Below are 26,980 nucleotides of genomic sequence, written 5' to 3'. Positions count from 1 at the left end.
CAAACGAAGATTTACACGAGGAAGTTGCTGCTACCCAACAAATGCTGTTGCAACGGAGAAAGTAATCACTATTTATCAAGTTTGTCCCCTAATTGATATTGAAGTAGGTTTAGTTTTTATATGAGCGTAAGGAGTTTGAAATTCATAAAGCTAATATTAAACAGTAAATTTGATACTAGAAAGGATCAGATTTACTGTTTATCCATTCCGCTCTACATGTAAAAGTACCTTTTTACTTGTGAGTCTTTAGCGTCCGACCCTTAAAGAGAATGTAGGACAGATCATTTTTGATAATTTTATTATTCTCTAACGTTTTCACATAATCTATATTATATTCGCGAGTTACAATTTTCATCCTTATCAACAGGCCAAGTACCAGCGAAGCTGACACCACCCGCAAAAGTAGTTGTTACTATATGTAAATTTAATTAATAACCTTGTTATACTCCCTACTGTGCATTGTAATGACAAGCTTTAGACTTTCAACGACTTATGGCTACGAGGATGGCCAAGCGCTGCAACGCGGATCTTCGTAGGCGAGCTGCAGCACCCAACCAAAACATCGTGAGAATTCTTCTCTCCATGCCATCGAATCATTTTGCATGAAACCAATCTGCAACTGATCTGCCACATATGGAGCAGTGGGAGGAGGCTTATTAGATTGGGTCGCAAGCGGAAGATAAGAACTATTATGGAGTGTTTTCCAGACCCGTTCCGTCATCCCATTTGCTACAGATCGTCGTTAAAACCGGCATTCCTTTTTTATTATAAATAGTTCCGACTGTGGCCAACTTGGTTTAAACTCTTGAATCGATATCCTTCCAGCTTCACCCCTTCAGGGTCGAAGGAGTCTTTCCAAACTCGTTTCAAGATCGCATAAAGTTTCTGATTCACCTCGCCCAGACAGGTCCGCCGAACATGACCTGTATTTAGTCTAATGTGGTTAAGATATTGTTTCTCCTCCTGGAAGCTATCCGCTGCTGTTCGTTCAGGATCACGCTATTCCTCGGCGGTTAACTCCTCGATGAGATGCAGAATAGTTTCGCGTACGAGTTCGTCCATTGAGTCGAAGAGCCTTCCGGTGAATGGACACTCAATCTGCTGATAAATCCGGATAACGGCGTGTTCTTCTTTGTGGGGGTATAAAATTCAGAACATGGACGCTTTAGCGGCCTCGATGATGTCATCAGAAGGCCGTTGCAACTTCAGTGCCAAGGCTGTTCAAGTAATTTTCCCAACACTCTTCTGCAGATTTGAGCGGATACTCTACAGTTTCCTGCTCTTGAGAGACATCTGCGGCGGGTCTGACATTATCCGTAGTAACAGAAGCGGAAGGACGGACTGATAACTGCAACCGAGGCTATGCGACAGATCGATATGAAGAGGACGACTTTTTACCGACGAGTCAGAGAAGTCGAAGAGTAAGGGAGTCAGAAAGCACAAGAAGCAGAAACTGAAGTTTAATAACAGTTGAAGGCAAGGCATTAATATATTCGGCATCATCGCCTTTTAAGCTCACCTACAATCCTTAAACTAAAATAAAAAAAGAACCAACCACAAAGAACTGGTTGATCACATAATACGAACGGGCAGCATTCCTATTATGTTGAAATAAGAGGTTTCAGAATGAAAAAGACTCCTTGGTATGATGTAAATGGGTCCATGATGCTGGCCAGCGACTGGATCCAAAAACAAACCAAGGAGAGTACAAGATGAATTCTACTCAAAATGAACGTATTAATCAAATCACTTCTTCTACCTTATTATCGGTGTAGACATCGCTAAATTCAAACATGTCGCCCGGGCACAAGACTACCGCGGAGTCGAGTTCGGGAAGGCTATTACGTTTGAGAACGACCGTGAAGGCTTTGAATTGTTCGTTAGCTGGTTCAGAAAGATTGCTACGGAGAAGGGTTTCAGGACGTCATCGTTGGCATGGAACCGACCGACCACTACTGGTTGAACCTGGCCCATTTTTTGAAAGAACAGCACGTGACCCCTATAGCGTGAGTACCATCGGGAAGTTCCCCAGCTACACGATATTCTTCATTCGCGCCATTTCTAATGCTTCTTCACGGTTGTTGACGCCGAGTTTCGAGTAGAGAATCGAGCAGTAATTGCGGATCGTTCCCTCCGATAAAAATAGCTTGGCGGCAATCGATTTGTAGCGCAGACCGCTCGACAGATGCTCTAGAATCTCCATCTCGCGTTTCGTAAGCCCGTACGGGTAGTTTCCCTGACTTGAACCGATTTTCTCCAACTGCTCACGTTGACGCTTCATCTCTTCGAAAACTCGCGTAGCGACCGATTGGTCGATCCAGGTTCCTCCATTATAAATAAGTTTCAAGGCTTCCTTCATCTCCCGCGGATGAATCGACTTCAGCATGTAGCCTTCTGCCCCGCGCTCCAATGCAGTTGCTGCCTGCAAGGAATCCTTAAACGTTGTCATGAATACAACCTTCATATCAGGCCATCGTTGTTTCATCTCAACTAAAGCTTCAATCCCGCCCATTCCTTGCATACGAATATCCATTAGCACGATATCTGGTTGGGAGCGATCACAATGTTCTAATGCTTCGCGCCCGTCCCTGGCTGTACCAACGACGTTAAAATCAGCATGCTGATCCAAAATTTGCTTCAAGCTGTCGGTAATGATCAACTGGTCATCAACGATCAGCAGACGGATCGCATCATGTGCAGGCTCTGTCTGCAACGGAATATTACATATGACGAAAGTTCCTTGTCCTGATTCAGAATGCACGGACAACGTGCCGTGAAATAGTTCAAGTCGTTCCTTCATTCCATTGAGCCCAGATCCAAATTGGATTTCTTCCATTCCGATGCCGTTATCTTCGATCTGTAATCGAAGCTGCTGACTATTGAAATGTAACTGAACGGATATCATGCTCGCCTTGCCGTGCCGAACCACGTTGGTTAGAGATTCTTGCAGGCAACGATATAAACAAATGTTTATTTTTTGCATAACGAGAGTCTCACTACCGATCACACGGAATTTGACCGTTATACCTGTTGACTTCATAAAATCTTCAGTTAATTGCCGCAGCGATTCACTTAACGAATGGTTCAACGGAGTATGAGAGAGCTGATGCAGATGCTTTCGGATATCAACCAGACTGTGTTGGGCGATTCCGACAAGCGAATTGATCCTCTCTATTTGCGCATCTGGTACGGACGAACGCAGTGATTCGACGCCGACGATGAGCGAGGTAAGCGTATGGCCAATCGTGTCATTCAGCTCATGTGACAGCCGGCTGCGCTCCTCCATCAGCGTAAGTTCCTCAATCCGCTTAATATGCTGCTCCAGCAACAGCTTTTGCTCTTGAATAATTCGGGCTTGCTTATGGGACTGAATTAAAATATTAAACGCGAAGCCGATGGCAAAACCAAGGCTGCAGCTAACGATAAACTCATACGGGAGACGATCAGCAATCCAACCGTTCAATGCCGGGAATACGATTCCGCTAAGGATACCTGTCCACACATAGGTTCTTCGACTGCTCGTCAAGCCGATAGTTATCACGAGTAAAACAAAAGACCAAAGCAATCCCGGGGCTGCGTAGGCTAAATAAAGATAAAAAAAGCCCGTTACCGTGACTTCGATTGTGAGATACCAGTCTTCTTTCCTATAGAGGATGATTAATGGAACGAGATAAACGACGAAAGCGAGAGAAAGTACAACCCAAAGCGACACAACGGTCAATGACGGATCGACAAAACCAGCGCTTGCGATAATGACCAGCCAAAGCGTTCGTATGGCCACAAGTATCCAATCATACCAGACCCTTTTTTTCATTATCGAGAACACGAATTACGCACACCTTCTTATATTTTTTTGTAAATCAAATTCCGAATGATTCAGACCTATCATGCAATATAACTTCCCGATCCGTCAAGCGAAAGAGGGTGGGGTAACAGCGGTTAGAACGTAGCTTAGCAAGCACGTCATATAAGACAGTTGGCAGTTTGTCATGCGGTATATGTGACAGGTCCAAGTACGATGTCATCAAAAGCTTGGCGGTTTTATCACTGTTCGATTTAACAATATCAGAGGTAAGGTGAGGGGGTAAAGCAGAACAACATTCAAAATAATAGGAGCGATGCGTTATGAAATCATTCACCATTCGAAAAGGAGTTGCACTTACTTTAATAGCCATATTGGCGGGTACAGTGGCTTATGGAACTGTCCACGCAGAGGGTCAGACGGAAACTTATCAAGCTATCGATAAAGCAGCCAATACCGACAATATTTTATCGTCGGAATTCGCAAAAGAACCCAAAAAAGAACTCAACGAGAAAGAAAAGAAAAGAAAGCATCGGGAAGAAGTCAAACGCGTCATGGATCAAGTAGTTACCAACAAAAGAGTTCCAAGTGTCGTGGCAGGCGGGCTACAGGATGGGGAACGCTGGTCCTACGCTACGGGTACAGCCAGTTTCGAAGTACCACGCCCGGTGGAGCCGGATTTTTCATTCCGTATTGGAAGCATCACGAAAACATTCACTGCTACCGTTGTATTGCAGTTGGCTCAGGAGAAAAAATTGAACCTGGATGATTCGGTCGAAAAATGGCTGCCGGGGGTCATAAAGGGTAATGGGTATGACGGCAATAAAATTACAATTCGTCAGTTATTGAACCATACAAGCGGGCTTGCGAGCTATACTGATCTTGATTTTCGAGATATTACCTTGCCTCAAAATCCATTCCGTTACTATTCGTCCGACGAGCTTATCAGCATGGGACTAGCAAAGCCGCCTGTATATGCGCCAGGGAAGGGCTGGAACTATTCGAACATGAATACTATACTAGCCGGTCAAATTATTCAGAAGGTAACAGGAGAGACGTATGCGGAGCAGATCAGGAAACGGTTGATCGAACCGCTCGGGATGACAGGGACATTTGTAATGGAAAATAGTCACGATATTCCAGGTAAGCATGCCACAGGATATAATATGGACAGATCGGGTCATTTGTATGATTTAACAGAAATGAATCAATCATGGGCAAATGCAGCCGGAGATATAGTCTCAACAACCAAAGATTTGACCACCTTCTTCAGTTCGCTGTTGGGCGGAAAGCTTCTAAATCAAGAGATAATGAACCAGATGCTCACGACAGTAGATTCACCTATAGGTAAAGTCGGACTAGGGATTTATGAAATAAAAACAGCTGACGGGCAATCATACTGGGGGCATGCCGGCGGTACTTTCGGATTTGAATCGAGAGCCTTCGGATCTCTAGGCGGGCAGCATATTTTGGTAACGTGCATCAACTCGGTAGCTCCGGAAGTGGAGCCGGCTCACAATAAAATAATCAATAAGGAGTTTGGCCGTTAAGTTTAAAGCCGACATCGCGCCCTTTATTTGAGGGCGGATGTCGGTTTCTGCTGTGATTAACCGTCGTTTCATGCAATCGAGACACATATGTCAGCATTCAGAATAAAACGACATCAAAATAGATAAGATGCACGAGAGGCATAACGACGGCGTATTTTATATTCGGTCAGTCAAGCTCTACTATCAACTTCTTTACCACTTCCGCCAACAGATTGTTTACCGCCGAAATCGGTAAAATAGGTTAGACGCAAATTCGAAATAGAGAATAAGAAAATATATAAATTTTTAGAAATAAATAGTAGGTATAGACGACGTAATATTACTAACCTACACATTGCACCAGCCTACAATTTCTATTTAAAAAAGACTTCAAGGAAAATCAAACATTAAGACTGTTGTACAAAAATATCAGAATTTCGTATATGTTATTCCGCTAACGGGATACGTTAGTTCAATGGAACAGCGACAGTCTAGGACTTTATCTTCTCGTCCTTAGTTGTCGCTGTTCCAATTTCTAAGTCCGTCTAAAACTTATTTTATGAAATCTAGCGGTATGACAATTCGAAAGGTCGCATGGAATAAAGACACTCAGTCAAATACTTTGGTTTCTGCTGACAGTAGATTAAAACCCCGGATTGCTCAGGGGTTGTTTTTTATCTGATCGTATATTCGTAAACTTTATCCTGAATCTTTATCTCTGCTTTTAATGGCTTATCACTTTTAGCCACCTCATTGGGGATCTCTGAAAGATAGTACAGTGTTCCCGTTTTAAGTGGGTCTACGCTAGTTATGTTGGTGTAAGTAAAGTCTTCACCACCACGTTCCTCAATAGTACTGAATGTATCATAATCATATTTGTTATCAAATTTTAGGTTTACTTCCGCTATTTTATCCGCTTTAATACCTTCTGTCCCAAGATTTTTGGCTTTAATGATTAGAGCAAAGAAGGTGGAGTCTGTTTCTTTGGATTTGTATAGTGTGTGGAAGTCTCCCGGTTTAGAGGGTTCGATTTTTTTCGAAATCTTATTTCCCGTTACTGTTATATCAGCGAAATCTTGTATTGTAACTGTCTCGCCCTTTTTAATAGGTGTAACCGTATCTTCTTGCTTTTGTTCCACTGGTGCTGCTGGTGCGGCAGTATTCGTTGGCGTAGTAGCTGGTTTAGTGTCATTTGTTGTGGCAGTTTGTTTAGGCGAGCAAGCTGCAAGCGTTAGAAACGCGGCAGCCACCAATATACCTGTTACAATTTTCATATTATCCCCCTGATTTTGTATTTTCGTGTAGTCTATCAGACCTAGGAATATTTTTCTAGGACAAAAGTTTTGGATTCGGCATACAAAAAGCCTTGTCTAGAACGTATGTTCGGAATATGATTTCTACATAACACATCAGGAGGCTGTATACATGGGAAAGAAACTTGAGGGCAATGGATTATGGGAAAGCAGTCGGATAATCATCCCTAAACATAAGGAAGCATGCCTGAAGCTTATGAAAGATCGCCAACGGCGTGGTAAGCCTGAACTTGATGATCAAGAAGTGCAGCTAATTGAGCAGGCGATCATAGTCTCTTACAACACACGTCAACCTATATCGATAGTGGTTTTTAGCCCGTTCGATGACGAAGAACTCACAGGTGTAATCATGTCTATAAATACTGCTCGCAGGGAAGTGAAACTGTTTCGTGGCGAGGATGATTTTAGTTGGAACAAGTTGGAGGATATCATTTCAGCAAGTATCTAGCAAAAATCTAAGGGGAGTAAATATTCTACTGACGTTATCCAACAAACAAGAAATATTTTCAACCGCCTTACCTACGACATTTCAAGTCGAAGTCTTTCTAGGAGCATTTGACGCTAGTGTTTTAGCTGATTAACTAAAAAAGCAGATCCTCATATCGCAATCGAAGACTTCCTGATGATGATGCGTTACACCCGCATCAAGTTAAAGAAAGAGGCTTACAGAGTGGTACAAGACTATTACGGAGAAGCTCACTTTTACAGAAAAAGCCTGATGAGCTACAATGACATCGCGCTGGGCCAAGGTAACTTTTTCTTCGCTAGCGGTCCATTCGTTGTGCGAAAAATGGACCGCTGGCGAAGAAAGGTATCAATTTAGGTTAATGAAGCAATTCTATAGGCTCTTGCTTGTCGTGGCTGGAAAATTAACAAATGAGGCAGGAGGATCCCTGCCTTCGGCGTTTTATAATTCTACGTGTGAGAAAAGCGGAGTGGATAAATAACGCTCACCTGTATCAGGTAATATGACCACGATCATCTTGCCTTTGTTTTCTGGAAGTTTCGCAATTTGTGTTGCTGCATAAACCGCAGCCCCAGAAGAAATACCAACAAGCAGCCCTTCTGTTTTGGCAAGCAGGCGTGCAGTTTCAAACGCATCTTCGTTTTTAACTTTGAAAACCTCATCCACATATTCTTCATTAAAGTTATTTGGAATGAAACCAGCACCGAGTCCTTGTAGTTGATGTGAACCTGGAGTACCGCCAGACAGCACTGGTGAATCGAACGGTTCGACGGCTATCACTTTTACAGAAGGTTTTCGTTCCTTCAATACTTGGCCAACGCCCGAAATAGTTCCACCTGTACCTACGCCCGCGATAAAAATATCTACACCGCCGTCTGTATCCTGCCAGATTTCCTCCGCTGTAGTTTTGCGATGAATTTCTGGATTGGCAGGATTGCTGAATTGCTGTGGTATGAAAGAGTTCGGTATTTCGGCAGCTAAGAGCTCAGCACGCTTGATAGCGCCTCTCATCCCCTCGGATCCCGGTGTTAACACAAGCTCAGCACCGAACGCAGTCAAAAGCTTACGACGTTCGATACTAAACGTTTCAGGAAGTGTAATTATAAGTTTATATCCAAGAGACGCAGCTGCAAATGCAAGTCCGATTCCAGTATTTCCACTTGTCGGCTCGATAATAACGGAGTCTTTATTGATTAAGCCCTTCTCCTCAGCGTCTTTAATCATAGCATATCCAATGCGGTCCTTAACGCTACCAGCCGGATTTAAATATTCCAACTTTGCTACCACGCTTGCCTCAATATTTTGGATTTGGCTGTAGTTCAACAGTGCTAACAAAGGAGTATTTCCAATTAATTCTGTCAACTTTTGGTGAATTTTAGTCAAAATTATCCCTCCAAACAATTAATTCATATCTACTTACTATGACATAGATATTATCACGAATTTTTCTTCATAACCATGTCCTGTTAATTCATAGTGAGGAGCGGGAACGGATGGAATAGTTTAAGCCTAAGGTACTACTCATAAAAAAGTAGTCCAAGCTTATTCAGAACCAGAGAGTCATTAAGAATGTATACTGTGTATCATTTTTTAATTTCGGAATAATTATCACGGTTTATAATAAACTGGCTTTTTCCTAGGATGCGTTGGAGGATAGAAATTAGATTACAGTGTACAAAAAACGATAGTGTGCATGAGGTAAGACAACACATACGGCAAAAGATACTACCCGCTAACCTAGTGGTCGGCGGATAATGATTTTGTATTTAGTAGAAGGCAAAAAGAGCAGTAAGGAATTAATCCCTTCTGCTCTTTTTATTGGGGACAGACTGTAGTATTTTGTGTAGAATACAGTCCAAATGAGAACATATACGAACACACAAAAGCCTTGAGAATGCTGGATTTTGGAACTGTATGCCAGTACAGTATATTGAAAACTCATGTTTTAAAATCCTGCGGTAGGTGACTACCGTACAGGTTCGATCCCGGTCCTCGGCATCCTTGAATTACCACGGACACATCAAAGTTAAATGAACGAAAATAATGAGAGAGCTTGTAGCTGCAGTGGAGCATTCAGCAGGTACGCAGGATCAACAAAAAACGTCTCACCGTTAACATACGGAGAGGCGTTTTTTTATTTTGGCAAGATTAAGCGATCTTGTAACAGAGAGTCGGAGCCTTTCTATTGCATCAATGGTTATAATCGTAGGTACCACGAAATGGGGAGCTTTATAATTGAGTGTAAATTATCTCCAAAAATGAAGGGGTAAAAATCCTTCAAACAGAATGTTGTTGTTTTTAATTAACTATTGGGAAGGTGGTTCAGTGAAGCTGATATGAATCTGACTTATCATATGGAACAGTTAAGAGTTTGTTTTATGAATTTCATTAACTATGTATATTTTGTAATGGATGAGAAAACAAGAGACATAGCTATTGTTGACCCATCATGGGATTTACTGAAAGTAGAGTCCTATCTTCAACAATTGAATGGCGATCTCAAAGCGATACTATTAACTCACTCACATTGGGATCATATTAATTTGGTAAATCCACTCCTAGAAAAATATAACCCGCAAGTATTCATGTCAACAAACGAAATCGATTTTTATAATTTTAGATGTAGAAATTTACATTCAATTAAAGACAAGGATTCAATCAAGGTTGGTGAAACGGAAATTAAAAGTCTTTTGACCCCCGGACATACCATGGGAAGTGTATGCTATCTGTTGTCAGATCGCTTATTTACTGGGGATACAATTTTCATTGAAGGTTGTGGCTTTTGTGACCCAAATGGAGGAGATTCGGTAGAATTATATAATAGCGTTCAAAAAATAAAGCGAGAAATTGATGACTCTATTCAAATTTATCCTGCTCATTCATTTGGTAAAGCGCCTGGTTTTACACTCAATCACCTCATGGATGAAAATATTTATTTTCAATTTACGAGTAAGGAATCTTTTATTAAATTTAGAATGCGTCCGAACCAAAAGGGCCTGTTCGATTTCAAATGAGTCTGTATTGTGGCCCAGTTCTAATGGTGAGAGAAAATATTGAATATAAAAAATAGTACATAACGATCTATCGCTTGTGCATGCCTCAGATGCTCAAGTTCACTAGTATAAAGCACCCAGATCAGTCTTTTTATGAGCCGCTAGAAACATAAAAGCTGTACTCGAAAGATAATAATGACCTCAAATTGAGCCATTTTCAGAAAGGTTTGCGAATCCAATGATGAACTTGGCCGTTCCCAATCAACTGTGAATTGACAGGGTTTGAGTAGAGGATTATAATGGAAAAACATTATTCCAATTATATGATTATATGAAAAATAAAGGAACTTGTCTGTGGTTAATCGCTGGCGGGTCACGTTAACCATTAATGAGGGATATATCGTGAGAGATTGTAGCTTATCAAGTAGGATAAGTGAAAGGGCGAAGCTATGTATATGGGTAGTAGACATTATAGAAGATGATTTGGCAGTACGTTTTTATAGGAGATGAGTTAAGTGAGCTGGTACGTGTTTTTTGTGCGAACGGGTAGGGAAGAACAGGTCAAGCAGCTTATTAATGAGTGGTTAGATTCTGAAGTCTACAAACCCTTTATACCTCTCCAAGAGAGACTTTTTAAAGTAGCAGGAATAGTAAAGAAAGAATGGGCTCCTTTGTTCCCAAGCTATGTATTTATTGAGTCGAATTTACCTGACTTGCAGTTCGTAACCAGTACAAATTCAATGATTTGTACTTCTAGTGATATCATTCGTTTATTGAGATACTCGAAGTTTGAAGCTTCAATGAGAGATTCGGAGAAACAAATGTTAGAGAGTCTATGCAATGATAGCTATTGTATAGAATCATCAACTGGAATTATTGAAGGAGACAATATACGTATCCTAGATGGCCCTCTTAAAGGAAGGGGGAGTATAGTCAAGAAAATAGATAGACATAAAAGACAAGCAATCATCCAGTTAGAATTTATGGGTGATATTAGGTTAGTGAGAGTAGCGTTGGAAATTATAAGTAAGGTTTAAAATGGAGAACTTATGACGAGTTCATACTCCATGAGGAAGCTTTCAGAACCCATAAGGGATTTGAAGGCCTTTTTTGATTTGGACTGCTAAGGTAGTAGTTTACTAGGGGGGGATATGCGTAGCCTCGTATGCAGAACAACTAATATTGAAGCGGGAAGATGCCGTGATGAAGGCGGCCGTCAGTTTTGTCCATGCAGATTATAATGCAGACGCTCCCCTTGATCGGGAAGTTTTCCATTCGGATGAGTGTAGTTACTTCGAGAGTTTGGTATTCCATCGGCGGAAATCCAACTTTGTGCTTGGCAGGCTAAGTGCGAAACAAGCGGTTTCGGTGCTGTTAAGCGAGCCAAATCTGCGCAACGTAAGTGTGGAGACAGGTGTCTTTGGCCAGCCCATGCTTCGAATCAATGGTGTCCACAGTTACCAGGTGAGCATTGCCCATTGCGACTATATCGGAGCGGCTGTTGTTTTTCCCGAAGCGCATCCCATGGGCATTGATATTGAGAGGATTGATTCTAAGCGAAATAAGACAATTGAAAGCCAACTGACGACGGAAGAAAAGGAAAGAATCTCTGTCGTGCGGGGAGTAGGGGAGTACTCAGCTTTATTGACGGTTTTTTGGACAGTGAAGGAGGCCTTGTCGAAAATATTGCGCACAGGTTTTACAACATCGCTGCATGTACTTGAAATGAATGAGACCAGATTGGTGGATGGATACTTCCAAAGTACATTTTCACATTTTCCACAATATGCTGCCCAGTCTTACCAGTTAGGTGACTATATCTGCACGATTGTAGCACCAAGGAAGACGGAATGGAGTATGAATACTTCTCGGATTTATGAGAAATTCAATACAATTTTTCATCGAAATCCGTTTGTAGGTCATGCCTATTGAATACCGGGTTGTTGAGTTTTAAAACATTTATCTTTTAGGAGGATACCCATGCATAAGGAAGAAGTATTCGATATTGTTAAACGTTGTATTTGTGAAGTGCTTCCTGAATTACAAGATCACACGTTCGAGTATGGTGATCGATTGGTGGATTTGGGTGCAGATTCAGTAGATCGGGCTGAAATTGTAAACAAGACGATGGAAACATTATCTCTTCATATTCCGCGTGTCGAATTGTCTGGCGTGAAAAATATAGGGGAATTGACAGATGCACTTTATGCGAAATTATGAAAAATTATGAAAAGTCTGAGTTAGTCGTTACAGGGATTGGCGTGACTTCGGCGATTGGGCAGGGGAAGGCTGATTTTGCCTCGGCGTTGTTCAAAGGGCAGCATGCATTTGGCGTCATGCAGCGCCCTGGCAGAAGAGGCGAAGCTTCATTTATAGGTGCGGAGCTGCCACCCTTGTCTTATCCGAAGGCATTATCCAAACGAATGTTACGTACAGCATCATTTTCGGGGCAGGTAGCCATGGTAACCCTTCAAGAAGCCTGGGATGATGCCCAATTGGATAACGTTGATCCTAGCCGTATTGGACTGGTGGTTGGAGGCTCCAATTTTCAGCAACGGGAGCTATTTCAGACCTATGAGGCCTATCGGGAAAAAATGTGCTTTGTACCGCCGACCTATGGGGTTTCCTTTATGGATACTGATTTGTGCGGACTATGTACCGAACAGTTCGGCATTCAGGGGTTAGCTTATACCGTCGGTGGTGCATCCGCGAGTGGACAAGTCGCAATCATTCAAGCAATTGAGGCAATTCAGGCAGATCGTGTTGATGTTTGTATTGCAATGGGGGCATTGATGGATATTTCGTATATGGAATGCCAGGCATTGCGGTCCTTGGGAGCGATGGGAAGCGACCGATATGCCGATGAACCTGCAATGGCGTGTCGACCATTTGATCAGTCGCGGGACGGGTTCATCTATGGGGAATCTTGCGGGGTTGTAGTCATAGAACGGGCCGATTCTGCCGTGAGGCGTCGAGAGAAACCTTATGCCAAACTTGCAGGATGGGATATGGGAATGGATCGAAACCGGAATCCCAATCCCTCCTACGAAGGCGAAGCCCGAGTGATTAGAAGAGCTTTGGAGAAAGCAAAGCTGCTACCGGAAGAGATTGATTATATTAATCCCCATGGGACAGGCTCGGTCGTTGGAGACGAGATAGAAATAAAGGCATTACAGGATTGTAAATTGTCACATGCCTATATCAATGCAACTAAATCCATTATCGGTCACGGCTTGAGCGCGGCAGGAACGGTTGAAATTATTGCTACTCTTTTACAAATGAAAGAGTCGAGACTTCACCCTACCCTTAATTTGGAGGAGCCTATCCAATTGGACTGCAATTGGGTGAAGAATGAATCCGTACCAGCAATTATTCACAATACTATGAATCTGAGCATGGGGTTTGGTGGAATCAATACGGCCATTTGTATGCAAAAATGTGAGTCGCGTATTTGAGAGAGGGGGACGATTATGGTTGTCGTGGGAATTGAGGCAATGAATGTTTTTGGTGGCTCTGCCTATCTGGATGTTATGGAATTAGCCCAACACAGGCAATTGGATCCTGCAAGGTTCGAAAATTTATTAATGAAAGAAAAGGCGGTTGCTCTACCTTACGAAGATCCAGTTACCTTTGGAGTAAATGCGGCAAAACCGCTGGTGGACGCTCTTTCAGAAGCGGAAAAAAACCGAATCGAAATGCTTATCACCTGTACGGAATCAGGTATTGATTTTGGGAAATCAATCAGTACATATATTCACCACTATTTGGGGTTGAATCGGAATTGCAGATTATTCGAGCTCAAGCAAGCCTGCTATTCCGGTACTGCTGGACTCCAAATGGCGGTGAATTTTATTCTTTCTCAGGTCTCGCCAGGAGCAAAAGCGCTTGTAATTGCCAGTGATATTTCACGATTTATTGCTGCTGAAGGCGGGGATGTCTTGAGTGAGGATTGGTCTTATGCTGAGCCAAGTGGAGGCGCAGGGGCCGTGGCAATGCTCATTAGTGAAAATCCTCATGTTTTTCAAATCGATGCAGGCGCTAATGGATATTACGGCTATGAGGTGATGGATACTTGCCGGCCGATTCCAGATAGCGAGGCTGGGGATGCAGATTTGTCTTTAATGTCCTATCTGGATTGTTGCGAGCAAGCGTTTTTGGAATATCAAAAACGGGTGAAAGGAGTGGATTATAAAGATACCTTTCAGTATCTTGCCTTTCATACTCCTTTTGGCGGAATGGTAAAAGGAGCGCATCGCACGATGATGCGAAGGTTGACTCAATCCAAACCAAATGAGATTGAGGCAGATTATTTACAACGTGTTAAGCCTGGATTAGCGTATTGCCAACGGGTCGGAAATATTATGGGGGCAACTTTGTACCTCTCCTTGGCAGGTACGATTGATCAGGGTACATTCGATGCTCCAAAGCGAATCGGCTGTTTTTCCTACGGGTCAGGCTGCTGCTCTGAATTTTATAGCGGGGTTGTTATGCCGCAAAGCCAGGAACATCTACGGCGATTTGAAATTGAGCGTAATTTGAATGATCGCTATCAGTTATCTATGGATGAATATGAATCCCTGCTAAAAGGCAGTGGCGCCGTACGATTTGGAACCCGCAACGCCAAGCTGGATTTTCAATTGATTCCGGGGGTCATAGCTTCCGGGAAAGGGAGACAGCGGTTGTATTTGGAAGAAATCTATGAATTCCACCGTAAATACAGGTGGGAATTATGAGTTATCAAACGATTCAGGTTCGCTTTCAAGAATCGATTTGTTATATTCGCTTTTACCGACCGGAGGCAAATAATACGATTAATAATACCCTCATCGAGGAGTGCTTGCATGTACTTGCACTGTGTGAGGAGTCAGTTACGATCGTAGTTTTGGAAGGTTTGCCGGAGGTGTTCTGTTTTGGCGCGGATTTTGAGGGAATGCGTGAAAAAGTGGAAAGTGGACAAGAACATGCAATGAGTCCAGAGCCTATGTATGATCTGTGGTTAAAACTAGCAACTGGGCCTTATATCACGATTTCTCATGTGCGAGGAAAAGCAAACGCTGGCGGTGTCGGATTTATTGCTGCCAGCGATATTGTGATAGCCGACGAGACGGCACAGTTCAGCTTGTCAGAATTGCTATTCGGACTTTTTCCTGCTTGCGTTCTACCGTTTTTAGTCCGCAGGATTGGATTCCAAAAAGCGCATTATTTAACACTAATGACGCAGCCCGTTTCGGTTCAACAGGCCCATGTATGGGGGTTGGTTGATGCGTACGATGCTCAGAGTGAGATGGTGCTACGCAAGCATTTATTACGCCTCAGACGATTGAGCAAGCATGGGATTTTACGTTATAAGCGCTTTATGGATGAACTCAACGATTTGCGTCAGTGTAAACCACTAGCGTTGGCGTCCAATCAAGAGGTGTTTTCAGACGCTCAAAATCTTAAGGGTATTTTCCGGTACGTCGAAACGGGGCAATTTCCGTGGATGGACTGATGGCGTACGCCACAAGATGGGGATGCAGGAGGGAAGAAGATCATAATGTCACAATCGGTGGTTGAATTACTTGAAATCGAACGAGGTATTATTCAAGTGAAAATGCAAGATAGAGTTCATAAAAATACATTTACGCTTGAAATGACCCATGGACTAAGACAAGCGTTCAAGACGATCCAAGAAGATTCAACCTGCAAAGTCGTAATTCTAACAGGATACGATAATTACTTTGCCACGGGTGGGACGCAAGAGGGACTGTTGGCTTTACATGAAGGAATCTCGAAGTTTACCGATGAAAATATTTACTCACTTGCATTGGGCTGCAAAGTTCCAGTGATAGCTGCCATGCAGGGACATGCGGTGGGCGGTGGCTTTGTAATGGGGTTATTTGCTGATTTTGTAGTCCTAAGCAAGGAAAGTGTGTACACAACTAATTTTATGAGATACGGATTCACACCAGGAATGGGTGCCACGTATATCATTCCTAAAAAACTAGGGTTCAGCTTGGGAGAAGAGTTATTGTTAAATGGGGGCAATTATCGAGGCGTTGAACTGGAGAAACGGGGAGTTCCGTTTCCGACCCTGCCCCGCAAAGAAGTGATGGGCTATGTAATGGATCTTGCCCGGCAGCTAGCCGAGAAACCCAGATTTTCTTTAATCACGCTAAAGGATCATTTGGTTGCTCCACTCCGGGAACAGCTTCCCAAAATCGTAGAACAAGAGCTTATCATGCATGAGAAGACCTTTCATCAAGCGGAGGTTAAAGAACGAATTATCAACTTGTTTGGAAAATAACCAAATAGAGATTCGTTGAACGCCTTTGCGGTTGTTCATGCGAACCAGCAACGAGTGTGAAAGAAGCATATAGCTCATGTTATATAAACTTTGTGTTTTGAGGAGTTGGTGGAGAATGATGCGAAAACATGACCAAACATGGAACCTTGATATTCCGATCGCTTCTTTTATTGAAACTTGCCGGAAATTTCCTGAAAAAGAGTTATTTACGTTTGAGAAAGAAGGCCAGAGTCCTCAAATTCTTTCCGGAAATACGCTTCTACATCAAATACAGGCTTTGGGCAGCATCCTATTGAAAGAACTGGCTGAGCAGGAACGAGCACTTCTTGTATTTCCTCAGGGCCTGGAATATATCAGCAGCATGCTGGCATGTTTTTATGCAAATATCGTGGCCATACCTACACCTATTACAGATTCGGAGCCGGATGAAAAAATCTTTGAGAAGATGATGCCTATTTATAGGGATTCCCAAGCCGTATGTATCATAACTAATACGGACTTCAAAGCATTTCTCCAAACACGGGAGGAGTTTAATTCAATCCGTATCCTGAATATTGATGAAATCTTTCAAGAAGACGCCGTTGACGTTGACATAGAAATGAGAATGCCAGCGCCGCAGGATACTGCTCTTTTGATGTATACATCGGGCTCAACATCCTTACCAAAAGGTGTAATCCTTAGTCACAGCTGCTTGATGAATCAGGCCAAGGCTGAGCAATGGAGAATTGACCGGAATAGTCGTGTTGTTTCCTGGACGCCGCAATTTCATGCTTTTGGACTGCATAACAATATTTTAGTCCCACTTTTAAACGGGGCATCGAGCATTATTCTCCCGCCAGAAAGCTTCGCTAAAAATCCGGAAAATTGGATTCATATGATTGACAAGTATCAGGCTACCCATACGGCAGCGCCAAATTTTGCGTTCGATTATTGCTGCTCCACACTGGACATCGCTTCAATTAAGCAATATTCACTTCGCCATCTCCAAGCGATTATATGTGCAGGTGAGCCTATCCGGAAGGAAACTTACGAGAACTTCATCCATAAATTCCGGGCATTAGGGCTACGAGAGGATATATTTTGTCCCCTCCTTGGCTTATCGGAGCTGTGCCCCGTCGCCAGTATAAAACCAGGTCAGTCGATGAGATTCCTTAATTTAGATATCCCTAGCTTGGAGCAACGAAGAGTCCAATACACGGATGAGAAGAACAAATCGAAGTCCGTAGTGAGCTGTGGGGAGATTGAAGATCCGACGCAAATACGAATTGTTCATCCTGAAAGACATACACAATGCTTACCGGAGGAAGTCGGGGAGATTTGGATTAAATCCGCACGGATGGCAGAGGGATATTTAAACAGGAAGGAAGAAACGAATAGCACTTTTGAGGTAGCTCTTTCCGATACAAAAGAAGGCGGCTTTTTTCGTTCCGGGGACCTTGGCTTCATTGCGGATAATCATATCTATGTCATCGGCAGAGAGAAGGAAGTCATCATTATTCGCGGCAAAAATCATCATCCCGTCGATATTGAATGGACCATTCAAAAGAATATGCCAGAGTTGACCTTGCCCATCGCTGTATTTTCCTCTGAAATCAATGGTCAGGAAAAAGTAATCGTCGTACAGGAAATTGAAGCGCCCCTTCATGAGCAGGAATATAAACGGTTGGTCGAAAACATACTGAATGCCGTATCCGATACGCATCAACTTGAAATTTACGATATCTATTTGCTGCTTAAGGGAAGTATACCCAAAACGGGAAGTGGGAAAATCCAAAGAAAGATCTGCCGCAATGCTTATATCAAACAAGAGCTTCAAGCACTTTATCAATATCGGAGTGCGTTCTCACCATCACATTCGAATATGGAAGAAACCGCCTCAGAAAACCATGACGCTACCATAAATGCCATTTCGTTGGTTCAGTCGAAGATTCAGGAGTATATAGTGCAATTTTTGTGTTGGGAACTGAATCTCAAGCACGAGGAAATGAATTTGAATACAAATCTTCATGGTTATGGTATCGATTCTATTCTTGTCATGAAGCTTATACGCGGCCTTGAGAAGTCCTATCCGATCAAGGTTAAAGCAAGAGAAATTTTAGAGAACCCGACGATTCAACTATTATCGGCATATTTAGCCCAAAAGGTTGAAGAAGATAAATCCACTGTACAGGTCAATACTGAGAAAAATTCGCTCAGTTTCCGAAGGAATCCGCTTTCTGAAGTTCAGAAAGGGTTGTGGCTATTACATAAAATGTCCCCTGAGATGAATGCTTACAATATACCAATATGCCTCCGATTTAATACGAAGATTGAGATTGAGAGCATTAAACGGGCTTTTCACATCGTTTTAGAACAGTATCCTATTTTAAAAAGTGTGATTGAAGAGGAAAATGGGATACCTTATCAAAAGCTGCAGCTCACGCAGCCGCTTCATGTGCAAGTGGAGGATATTTCAGCCTTGGAAGCAGATGAGGTTATTCCATTTATTGGGAATAAAGTAAAGCAACCATTCATGCTGGAACAGGATCCTTTGATGCGTATTTATGTTATGTCCAGATCTGAACAGGAACATTTCATACTGGTTGTCATCCACCATATTATTTTTGATGGAAGTTCTTTCGGCATGTTTATACAAAGCTTTTTAGATGCCTATAAGAACGTGGTACAGGGAAAGACATCGACAGTGTTGCCACCCGCAGCGAGCTACGGCGATTTTGTTAAATGGGAGCAAACGATGTTAGCGAGTGCAGAAGGGGAGAAGTATCGTTCCTACTGGACACAACAGCTGTCAGGTGCTTTACCGACCCTGGAGCTGCCATATGACCGCTCTGGTTTTCCGGCTCAAAGCATGGAAGCACAAACATATTCTAAACCGCTTCCGCTTAAATGGGTCAAACGGGTAAAGTCTTTTGCCCAAGCGCAATATACGAGCTTGTCTACAGTCTTGTTAGGTATATATACGGTATTGCTTAACCAGTATTCGGGACAGGAAGATATCATTGTTGGAATGCCAGTTATGGTGCGCCCGGAGCAGCGTTTTGATAAATTAATCGGCTATTTTGTCAATATGCTTCCAATCCGGAGTCAGATATCGGAAACAGAAACATTCTTGGAGTTCATGAAAAAATTGCAGTTGACAGTAGTCGATGGAATGGATCATGCCTCGTATCCTTTTCCGACTCTGGTCCGAGAATTGAATGTGCCGCGGATGCAGACGAGCTCTCCTGTTTTCCAAGCAGCCTTTTCTTATCAAAACTTCCTTCCAACTTCAAGCTTTCGGCAGCTTTGCGAGCCATATAAAGATATCTTTTTCGTCGAATTGGTTGAAGAAATTCACCAGGAAGGCGAATACGAGTTGGTATTGGAACTGCAAGAGCAGGAAGAGGAAATGATATTAAATATCAAATATCGCTCCAATTTGTTCGATTATTCAACCATCATACAGATGGCAGAGCGTTATATAGAATTAGCGGAAGCACTTATGGAGAATCCCACTTGGCCCTTGGAGGAGCATTCGTTACTTTTACCAGAGGAAAAGGACATCATCCTTAATGACTGGAATGCTACCGGAACAAGTTATCCTGATAAGTGCTTCCCTGAATTATTTGCAAAACAGGCAAGAAAAACACCTGAGGCTATTGCAGTTGTATATGAAAAGGAATCGCTTACCTATGGGGAACTAAAAGAAAAGAGCACTTTGCTGGCCTTATATTTGCAGAAACATGGGGTAACTCCTGATACTCTTGTGGGGATTTGCATGGAACGTTCTTTAGATATGGTGATTGGGCTGTTAGGAATCCTGATGGCCGGTGGAGCCTACGTGCCGCTCGATCCGGAATATCCGGAGGACCGATTGGAGTATATGCTTCAGGATTCCAAAGTTTCACTGGTCATTACGCAATCGGGGTTGTTGGAGAAAGTGTCACGTTTGGAAGGGAACAACGTTAGCTGTATTGTCCTTGATAGAGATTGGGATCATCTGAAAAGTGATGTGAAGGGTAGAAAGACAATCAAACGGGAAGTACAATCTCACCATTTGGCATATGTGATATATACCTCTGGAAGTACAGGGAAACCCAAGGGGGTCATGATTCCACATAAAGCGTTGACCAACTTTCTTATTTCCATGGGAGAGCAGCCCGGTTTAACAGCGCAGGACAAACTACTTGCAGTGACAACGTATTGCTTTGATATAGCGGGACTGGAATTATATCTGCCTTTGATTAAGGGGGCTGTATGCTATATTTGCAGTTCCAAAAATATAAAGGATGCCGAAAGACTTAAGCAGGAAATTCAAAGAATAAAACCGACAATCATGCAAGCCACTCCTGTGGCTTGGACCCTGCTCTTTCAAGCCGGCTGGAAGAACGAAGAGAACATGAAAGTTCTCTGTGGAGGGGAAGCCCTTTCGGAAACGTTGAAATCTTATTTTGTTCATAACAGCTGTGATGCATGGAATATGTTCGGTCCGACCGAAACCACAATTTGGTCTACAATTCAAAAGATCGACGCAGATAAGCCTGTTTCGATCGGTAAGCCTATCGCAAATACCCAGGTTTACATTTTGGACAAACATCTTAGACCTGTGCCTGTCGGTCTTCCGGGAGAGCTTTTTATTTCGGGCAGCGGATTGGCCAGAGGCTATTGGAACCAGCCAGAGCTTACGGCTGAAAAGTTCATAGACAACCCATTCAATCCGGAAACCAAGCTCTACAGAACTGGAGATTTATGCAGGTGGCTTTCGGACGGCTCAATTGAGTATGTGGGACGGATGGATTATCAAGTGAAAATTCGCGGGTTTCGGATCGAGCTGAGTGAAGTTGAAGGTCAGGTCAGAACATATCCAGGAATCGATGATTGTGTCGTGATTGCCAAGGAACAGGGGGGGAATAAGCAGCTTGTTGCCTACTGTTTGCTGAACAATTCCGAGTCCGGTAAGCCTCCTCTCGATCCGAAGGAAGTGCGAAACTATTTAAAAACTTTCTTGCCCGATTATATGATACCCGCATTTTTTATAGAGCTAGATAAGCTGCCTTTGACCCCTAATGGGAAAATAGATCGAAAAGAATTAATGAATCGCAGGATCGAGTTAGCAACAACAAGAAAGATCCACTTACCACAATCGGATGTTGAACATCAAGTTCTAACGGTATGGAAAAAACTTCTGAATGTTGATGATCTAAGTACAGATGATGCTTTCTTTGACGTAGGTGGGAATTCTTTTTCAGCAGCAGAGATGATCGGAAGGGTCAAGGAATTGTTGGAATGCGATATTTCGGTGACAGCATTGTTCAAGTATCCGACAGTTAAGGAACTCAGTGCCTACATTACAGAAACAAGAAGCGAGAATGTTGATTTTCAAACAGAACAGTCACATACACCGGAACAAACAGATACAGCTGAGAATACAGCCTTACCGAAAATGGATTCAGGCGAAGATGACCTCAAGCCACCCTACCCAGATTATTTTGAGGATAGTCTCGCAATTATAGGGATTTCATGTCATTTTCCAGGGGCCAAAAACCATGCCGAGTTTTGGAGCAATTTGAGGGCAGGGGTAGAGAGTGTTCGCTTCTTTTCCGAGGAAGAATTGGTTGGATTAGGGCTAGAAAAAGAAATCTTCGGGAATCGAGGCTATGTTCCCGGACGATGCACAATTGAAGGAAAAGAGTATTTCGACCCTGAGTTTTTCAGCTTATCACAGAAAAATGCAGAGTTTATGGATCCTCAAATGAAATTGCTGTTGCAGCATTCATGGAAAGCGGTTGAGGATGCTGGCTATATTAGCAAAGAAATTCCTGAAACCAGTGTGTATATGTCGGCAAGCAGCAGTTTCTATCAAGCATTTATCCCAAATTTGGCGTCGCAATCACCTAATGTCCTGAAGAACGCGGATGAATATGTAACCTGGATTTTAGCACAGGGTGGGACAATTCCTACCATGATCTCTCACAAATTGGGATTTAAAGGTCCGAGTCTGTTTGTGCACTCGAACTGCTCTTCCTCATTAGTCGGATTGCGTCTGGCTTCGCAAAGCCTGTTATCCGGTGAAGCCAAATACGCTTTAGTCGGAGCATCCACGATCTTTCCTTTCACCAGTTTAGGCTATGTGCATCAACCCGGCTTGAATTTTTCCAGTGACGGACATATTAAAGCCTTTGACGAGTCGGCAGATGGAATGATTGGCGGAGAAGGGGTTGGGGTTGTTCTACTGAAGAAAGCGCCAGATGCCGTTAGAGATGGTGACCATATTTATGCGCTTTTACGGGGAGTAGGTGTGAACAACGATGGAACCGACAAATTAGGGTTTTATGCCCCAAGTGTCAAAGGTCAGGCTGAGGTTATTCAGAAGACGATAGAATCAACCCGAATTCATCCCGAATCTATCAGTTATATCGAGACGCATGGAACCGGAACAAAATTGGGCGATCCTGTTGAATTTGCTGCCTTAAATGAAACGTACAGGCAGTATACGACCAAAAAACAATTTTGCGGTATTGGATCGGTCAAAACCAATATCGGGCATCTGGATACTGCAGCAGGTTTGGCGGGGTGCATTAAAGTTGCTTTAAGCTTATACCATAATGAGATTCCCCCTTCGCTTAATTACGAAAAACCAAACTCTGATATCCATTTGCCCGATTCACCCTTTTATGTTGTTGATAGCCTCCAAAAATGGGAAAAGGCGTCAGCTCCTCACCGGGCGGCGTTAAGCTCCTTTGGAATAGGCGGAACTAACGCTCATGCCATTTTCGAACAATTTGTAGTCAATGCTGAATCAGAACGATTTAAAGATAGTTCTATGAACGAAGATGCTATCTATCTGATTCCATTATCTGCAAGGCATCATCATCGGCTTAAAGTGTATGCACAAGAGCTTTCAGATTTTTTGATAGCTTCTAAAAACATTAATTTGTCGGATGTATCCTTTACGCTTCAGACAGGACGAATGGCAATGAAAAACCGGGTAGCTTTTATCGTAAAGAATACGAGCGAGCTGGTACAAAAGCTCCAATCGTTCACGAATGAACAAGCACATATCGAGAACTGCTGGAGGGGAGAAAACAATCAGTCAAAAGATTCAGTGCAATTATTTGAACAGGAAGAAGTTTTCAAGGAATTAATGAGCAAATGGATTGCAAATCGTGAAATGAACAAGCTGGCAGAGGTGTGGGCCAAAGGCTTCTATATAGATTGGCGATTGCTATATTCCAATGTCATACCGAAAAGAATAAGTCTACCTACGTATCCTTTTTCACAGGAGCGTTGTTGGGCTCCAGAGGTTGAGGCCAGAGCAGTAAGAACCGAAACAGCGAAAGCGCCAGCGGTTACAAGTAGCTGTACACTGCTATTTGAGCCTACATGGAAAAATCAGGATGTACCGCTGGAAGCCGAAGTCCCTGCCTATGATCGGCGAATGGTCTTGCTTTGTGAGCCAGACGAAGCTTTGCACGAGCGACTCGAAGCGAGTTTGAACGGAGCTGTGCAGGTGCTTGCCTTTCGATCCGGGAAGAGCCGGATTGATGAACGGTTCCAGGCCTATGCTATTCAGGCCTTTGAGGGCATTCAAAGCATACTCAAAGACAAGCCTGAGGGGAGGGTGCTGGTCCAAATTGTGGTGCGGAACGCCGGGGAAGGACGGCTCTTTTCGGGACTTTCGGGACTGTTGAAGACAGCCCGGCTGGAAAACCCGAAATTCATCGGGCAGCTGATCGAAGTGGAACAGGGAGAACAGGCGGAAGGCATCTTGGCGAAGCTGAAGGACAACAGTCGAAGCCCGATGGATGGCTGGATTCGCTATGAGGAAGGTCAACGGAAGAACGCTTGCTGGAGCAGGCTTGAAACATCTGGGCAAAAAGAGGAGCTTCCATGGAGAGATAGTGGGGTCTATCTGATCACCGGCGGCTCCGGCAGTCTGGGGCTGCTGGTTGCAGAAGAGATTACGCGGCAGACGCAAGCAGCGACCTTCATTTTGACGGGGCGGTCCCCGCTGGACCGAGACAAGCAGACGAAGCTGCAGGAGCTGGAAGCTTCAGGGGCCAGCGTGGTGTACAGGCAAGGCGATATCACCGACAGGAAGACGGTTATCGATTTACTGGACAGCATCGAGCAGGAATATGGACGTGTCCATGGGATTATCCACTGTGCAGGGGTGATTCAAGATAACTTCATCATCAAGAAAACAAGGGAAGAATTTATAGAGGTGCTGGGACCGAAGGTGAGCGGACTAGCCCATCTGGATGAGGCGAGCAGCGGTCAGGACCTGGACTTCTTTGTGCTCTTTTCTTCCATATCGGGCAGCCTGGGCAATCCGGGACAGGCTGATTATGCGACTGCCAATGCCTTTATGGACGCATACGCCGAATATCGGAATGCCCTGGTAGGGGCGAAGCAACGGCGGGGGCAAACGTTATCTATCCGCTGGCCGCTATGGAAAGAGGGCGGGATGCGGATCGATGCGGATTCGGAACAGATCATGACGCAAAACATGGGCATTACAGCCATGCAGACTCGGTCGGGAATGAGGGCGTTGTGCCAAAGCTTGGCCTCCGGCAAGGAGCAGGTGATGGTCATGGAAGGAGAACCTGAGAAAATTGAGGCCTACCTGACGAAAGCCTTCTCACAGGCCGGCGTCCGTGCCATCCAGGCAGCTGTACCTAACCAGGCAAGCGTACCTATGCTGGATGCAGACTTGCTCTACGACAAAACCTTGCATTGTCTCAAGGTGCTGTTTGGAGAGGTGACCCGGCTGCGCGTCGGCAGCATTGGAACCAATGAACCGCTGGAAACCTATGGAATCGACTCGATCATGATTACCCAGCTCAATGCCAAGCTGGCGGGCTTCTTTGGAGAACTGTCCCAGACGCTGTTTTATGAGTACCAAACCTTGCGTGCTTTGACGGAATATTTTGTGGCGGAATACCCGCAGGAGTGTATGCAGTGGACCGGGATGAGCCGTGACATGCAGCCTGTAGAGGAAATACTTGCGGCACCGCTGTATGCCGAGGAAGAAGCCGTGCCGGCTGAGGCAAAGGCGGAAGCGAAGCCTATCCGAAGCTTAGCCGGGTCTGTCCCTGCGGAAATGCGTGAACCGATAGCGATCATTGGGATGGCTGGAAAGTATCCCTGGTCCAGAGACATGAACGAATATTGGGAAAATCTAAAAGCAGGGAAGGACTGTGTCACCGAAATCCCGCGTGAGCGCTGGACGCTGGAAGGGTTCTTCCATCCTGATCCACAGGAAGCGGTGGTGAATGCAAAAAGCTACAGCAAATGGGGAAGTTTTATCGAAGGATTTGCAGAATTCGATCCGCTGTTTTTCAATATTTCGCCACGGGAAGCACTCGGTATGGACCCGCAGGAAAGGCTGTTCATTGAAGCCTGCTGGGAAGCACTGGAGGACGCGGGCTATACTCGGGAACAGCTTGCGGTGCGGCATAACCGCCGGGTAGGCGTATTTGCCGGAATTACCAAAACGGGCTACGAGCTCTATGGGCCGGAATTATGGAAGAAGGGAGCGCAAATATTTCCCCAAATATCCTTTAGTTCAGTAGCGAATAGGATTTCGTACCTCTTTAATTTGCAAGGGCCAAGCATGCCGATCGATACGATGTGTTCGTCCTCGTTGACCGCGATTCATGAAGCTTGTGAGCATCTGTACCGTGGAGAATGCGAAATGGCTATTGCAGGCGGAGTAAATCTGTATCTCCATCCGCTCAGCTATGTCGGACTTTGCGCCAACCACATGCTGTCAGCAGACGGGCAGTGCAAGAGCTTCGGCAAAGGAGGCAATGGGTTTGTCCCTGGAGAAGGCGCGGGGGTCGTCCTATTAAAGCCGCTGTCCAAGGCGATCGCTGATGGGGACCTTATCCATGCAGTGATCCGGGGGACAAGCATTAACCATGGAGGCAAGACCAACGGCTATACAGTGCCGAACCCGACAGCCCAAGGGGAACTGATCCGGGCGGCCCTGGAGCGAGCGGGGGTACATGCGCGGACGGTCAGCTATATTGAAGCCCACGGGACAGGCACGGAGCTGGGAGACCCGATTGAAGTGACGGGTCTAACCCAGGCATTCAGGAAGGATACGCCGGATACGGGATTCTGCGCCATAGGCTCTGTGAAGTCCAACATCGGGCATCTGGAGGCGGCAGCGGGCATCGCCGGGGTGGGGAAAATCATCTTGCAGATGAAAAACCGGACGCTGGTTCCCAGCCTGCATGCCCAAGAATTGAATCCGAACATCCATTTCGGTCAGACGCCGTTCGTCGTCCAGCAGGATCTGGGAGAATGGAAGCGGCCGGTGGTTGAGATCGATGGAGAGACGCGGGAATACCCGAGGATTGCTGGGATTTCATCGTTTGGAGCGGGAGGCTCCAATGCACATGTCATCATCGAAGAGTACATTGCGGAAGAGAAGGTGCCGATGAGCGTTACGGCTCAAAAGCCTGCGATCATCGTATTGTCAGCCAAAAATGAAGAACGACTGAAAAAGCAGGCCGAGAGAATGCTAGCCGTTATGCGGGAAGGACAGCTCAGCGAAAGCAGTCTGGCCGATGTGGCCTACACGCTGCAGGTGGGACGCGAAGCC

14 protein-coding genes and 1 pseudogene (1 of these 15 running past the window's edge) are annotated in these 26,980 nt (G+C 44.3%); 12 read left to right on the top strand and 3 right to left on the bottom strand.

What is annotated here, in order from left to right; translation table 11 throughout:
• Positions 1-1,712: 1,712 nt before the first annotated feature.
• Positions 1,713-1,980, top strand: a pseudogene (locus tag MHI21_RS16450) (transposase); the annotation flags it as partial.
• A gap of 52 nt (positions 1,981-2,032) precedes the next feature.
• Here the strand turns inward: MHI21_RS16450 and MHI21_RS16445 are convergent.
• Positions 2,033-3,826 carry a hybrid sensor histidine kinase/response regulator transcription factor gene (locus MHI21_RS16445; RefSeq protein WP_342418541.1) on the bottom strand — a complete coding sequence of 598 codons (1,794 nt, stop codon included), beginning with the start codon at positions 3,824-3,826 and terminating at the stop codon, positions 2,033-2,035.
• Between the two features lie 299 nt (positions 3,827-4,125).
• Between MHI21_RS16445 and MHI21_RS16440 the strand changes: the two genes are divergently transcribed.
• Positions 4,126-5,352, top strand: coding sequence for a serine hydrolase domain-containing protein (locus MHI21_RS16440; protein WP_342418540.1), 1,227 nt, complete (start codon positions 4,126-4,128; stop codon positions 5,350-5,352).
• Positions 5,353-6,005: 653 nt separating this feature from the next.
• On the opposite strand, the gene MHI21_RS16435 is transcribed toward MHI21_RS16440, so the two are convergent.
• A complete protein-coding gene (locus tag MHI21_RS16435; protein WP_341163883.1) occupies positions 6,006-6,605 on the bottom strand; it encodes a bZIP transcription factor in 600 nt (199 codons plus the stop codon).
• Positions 6,606-6,756: 151 nt separating this feature from the next.
• On the opposite strand from MHI21_RS16435, the gene MHI21_RS16430 reads away from it, so the two are divergent.
• On the top strand, positions 6,757-7,092 hold the full coding sequence (locus MHI21_RS16430) for a YolD-like family protein (protein ID WP_341163882.1): 336 nt from the start codon (positions 6,757-6,759) through the stop codon (positions 7,090-7,092).
• 459 nt (positions 7,093-7,551) lie between these two features.
• Here MHI21_RS16430 and cysK read toward each other — a convergent pair whose 3' ends face one another.
• The gene (gene cysK, locus MHI21_RS16425) at positions 7,552-8,493 is read right to left on the bottom strand and encodes a cysteine synthase A (RefSeq protein WP_341163881.1); all 942 of its coding nucleotides are present in this window, start codon (positions 8,491-8,493) and stop codon (positions 7,552-7,554) included.
• Positions 8,494-9,446: 953 nt separating this feature from the next.
• On the opposite strand from cysK, the gene MHI21_RS16420 reads away from it, so the two are divergent.
• The 9 genes from MHI21_RS16420 to MHI21_RS16380 all read left to right on the top strand — a co-directional run.
• A complete protein-coding gene (locus MHI21_RS16420) occupies positions 9,447-10,124 on the top strand; it encodes an MBL fold metallo-hydrolase (RefSeq protein WP_342418539.1) in 678 nt (225 codons plus the stop codon).
• A 494-nt stretch (positions 10,125-10,618) separates the two neighbouring features.
• Entirely contained in the window at positions 10,619-11,140 is a 522-nt protein-coding gene (gene loaP, locus MHI21_RS16415) for an antiterminator LoaP (protein WP_250270866.1), read from the top strand.
• Between the two features lie 166 nt (positions 11,141-11,306).
• Complete coding sequence (locus MHI21_RS16410; RefSeq protein ID WP_342420216.1) at positions 11,307-12,035, top strand: 4'-phosphopantetheinyl transferase superfamily protein; 729 nt, start codon at positions 11,307-11,309, stop codon at positions 12,033-12,035.
• Between the two features lie 48 nt (positions 12,036-12,083).
• On the top strand, positions 12,084-12,323 hold the full coding sequence (locus tag MHI21_RS16405; protein ID WP_342418538.1) for an acyl carrier protein: 240 nt from the start codon (positions 12,084-12,086) through the stop codon (positions 12,321-12,323).
• On the top strand, positions 12,320-13,558 hold the full coding sequence (locus tag MHI21_RS16400) for a beta-ketoacyl synthase N-terminal-like domain-containing protein (protein ID WP_342418537.1): 1,239 nt from the start codon (positions 12,320-12,322) through the stop codon (positions 13,556-13,558). Before MHI21_RS16405 ends, MHI21_RS16400 begins: the two co-directional genes overlap by 4 nt.
• Positions 13,559-13,573: 15 nt before the next feature.
• Complete coding sequence (locus tag MHI21_RS16395) at positions 13,574-14,836, top strand: hydroxymethylglutaryl-CoA synthase family protein (protein ID WP_342418536.1); 1,263 nt, start codon at positions 13,574-13,576, stop codon at positions 14,834-14,836.
• A complete protein-coding gene (locus tag MHI21_RS16390) occupies positions 14,833-15,594 on the top strand; it encodes an enoyl-CoA hydratase/isomerase (RefSeq protein ID WP_075154436.1) in 762 nt (253 codons plus the stop codon). Before MHI21_RS16395 ends, MHI21_RS16390 begins: the two co-directional genes overlap by 4 nt.
• 45 nt (positions 15,595-15,639) lie before the next feature.
• Positions 15,640-16,389 (top strand): polyketide synthase, encoded by a 750-nt coding sequence (locus MHI21_RS16385; RefSeq protein ID WP_013310979.1) that lies wholly within the window; start codon positions 15,640-15,642, stop codon positions 16,387-16,389.
• 115 nt (positions 16,390-16,504) lie between these two features.
• Positions 16,505-26,980, top strand: partial view of an amino acid adenylation domain-containing protein gene (locus MHI21_RS16380; RefSeq protein ID WP_342418535.1) — the 5' portion only. The gene runs 669 nt beyond the window's last position; the window shows 10,476 of its 11,145 coding nt (coding positions 1-10,476); it begins with the start codon at positions 16,505-16,507; its stop codon lies off the right edge, out of view.

The organism is Paenibacillus sp. FSL H8-0168, assembly GCF_038592955.1.
GTDB classification, from domain to species: Bacteria; Bacillota; Bacilli; order Paenibacillales; family Paenibacillaceae; genus Paenibacillus; species Paenibacillus polymyxa_B.
Note: the sequence above shows the minus strand (reverse complement) of the source record. Positions and strands in the feature narration are given on the sequence as shown.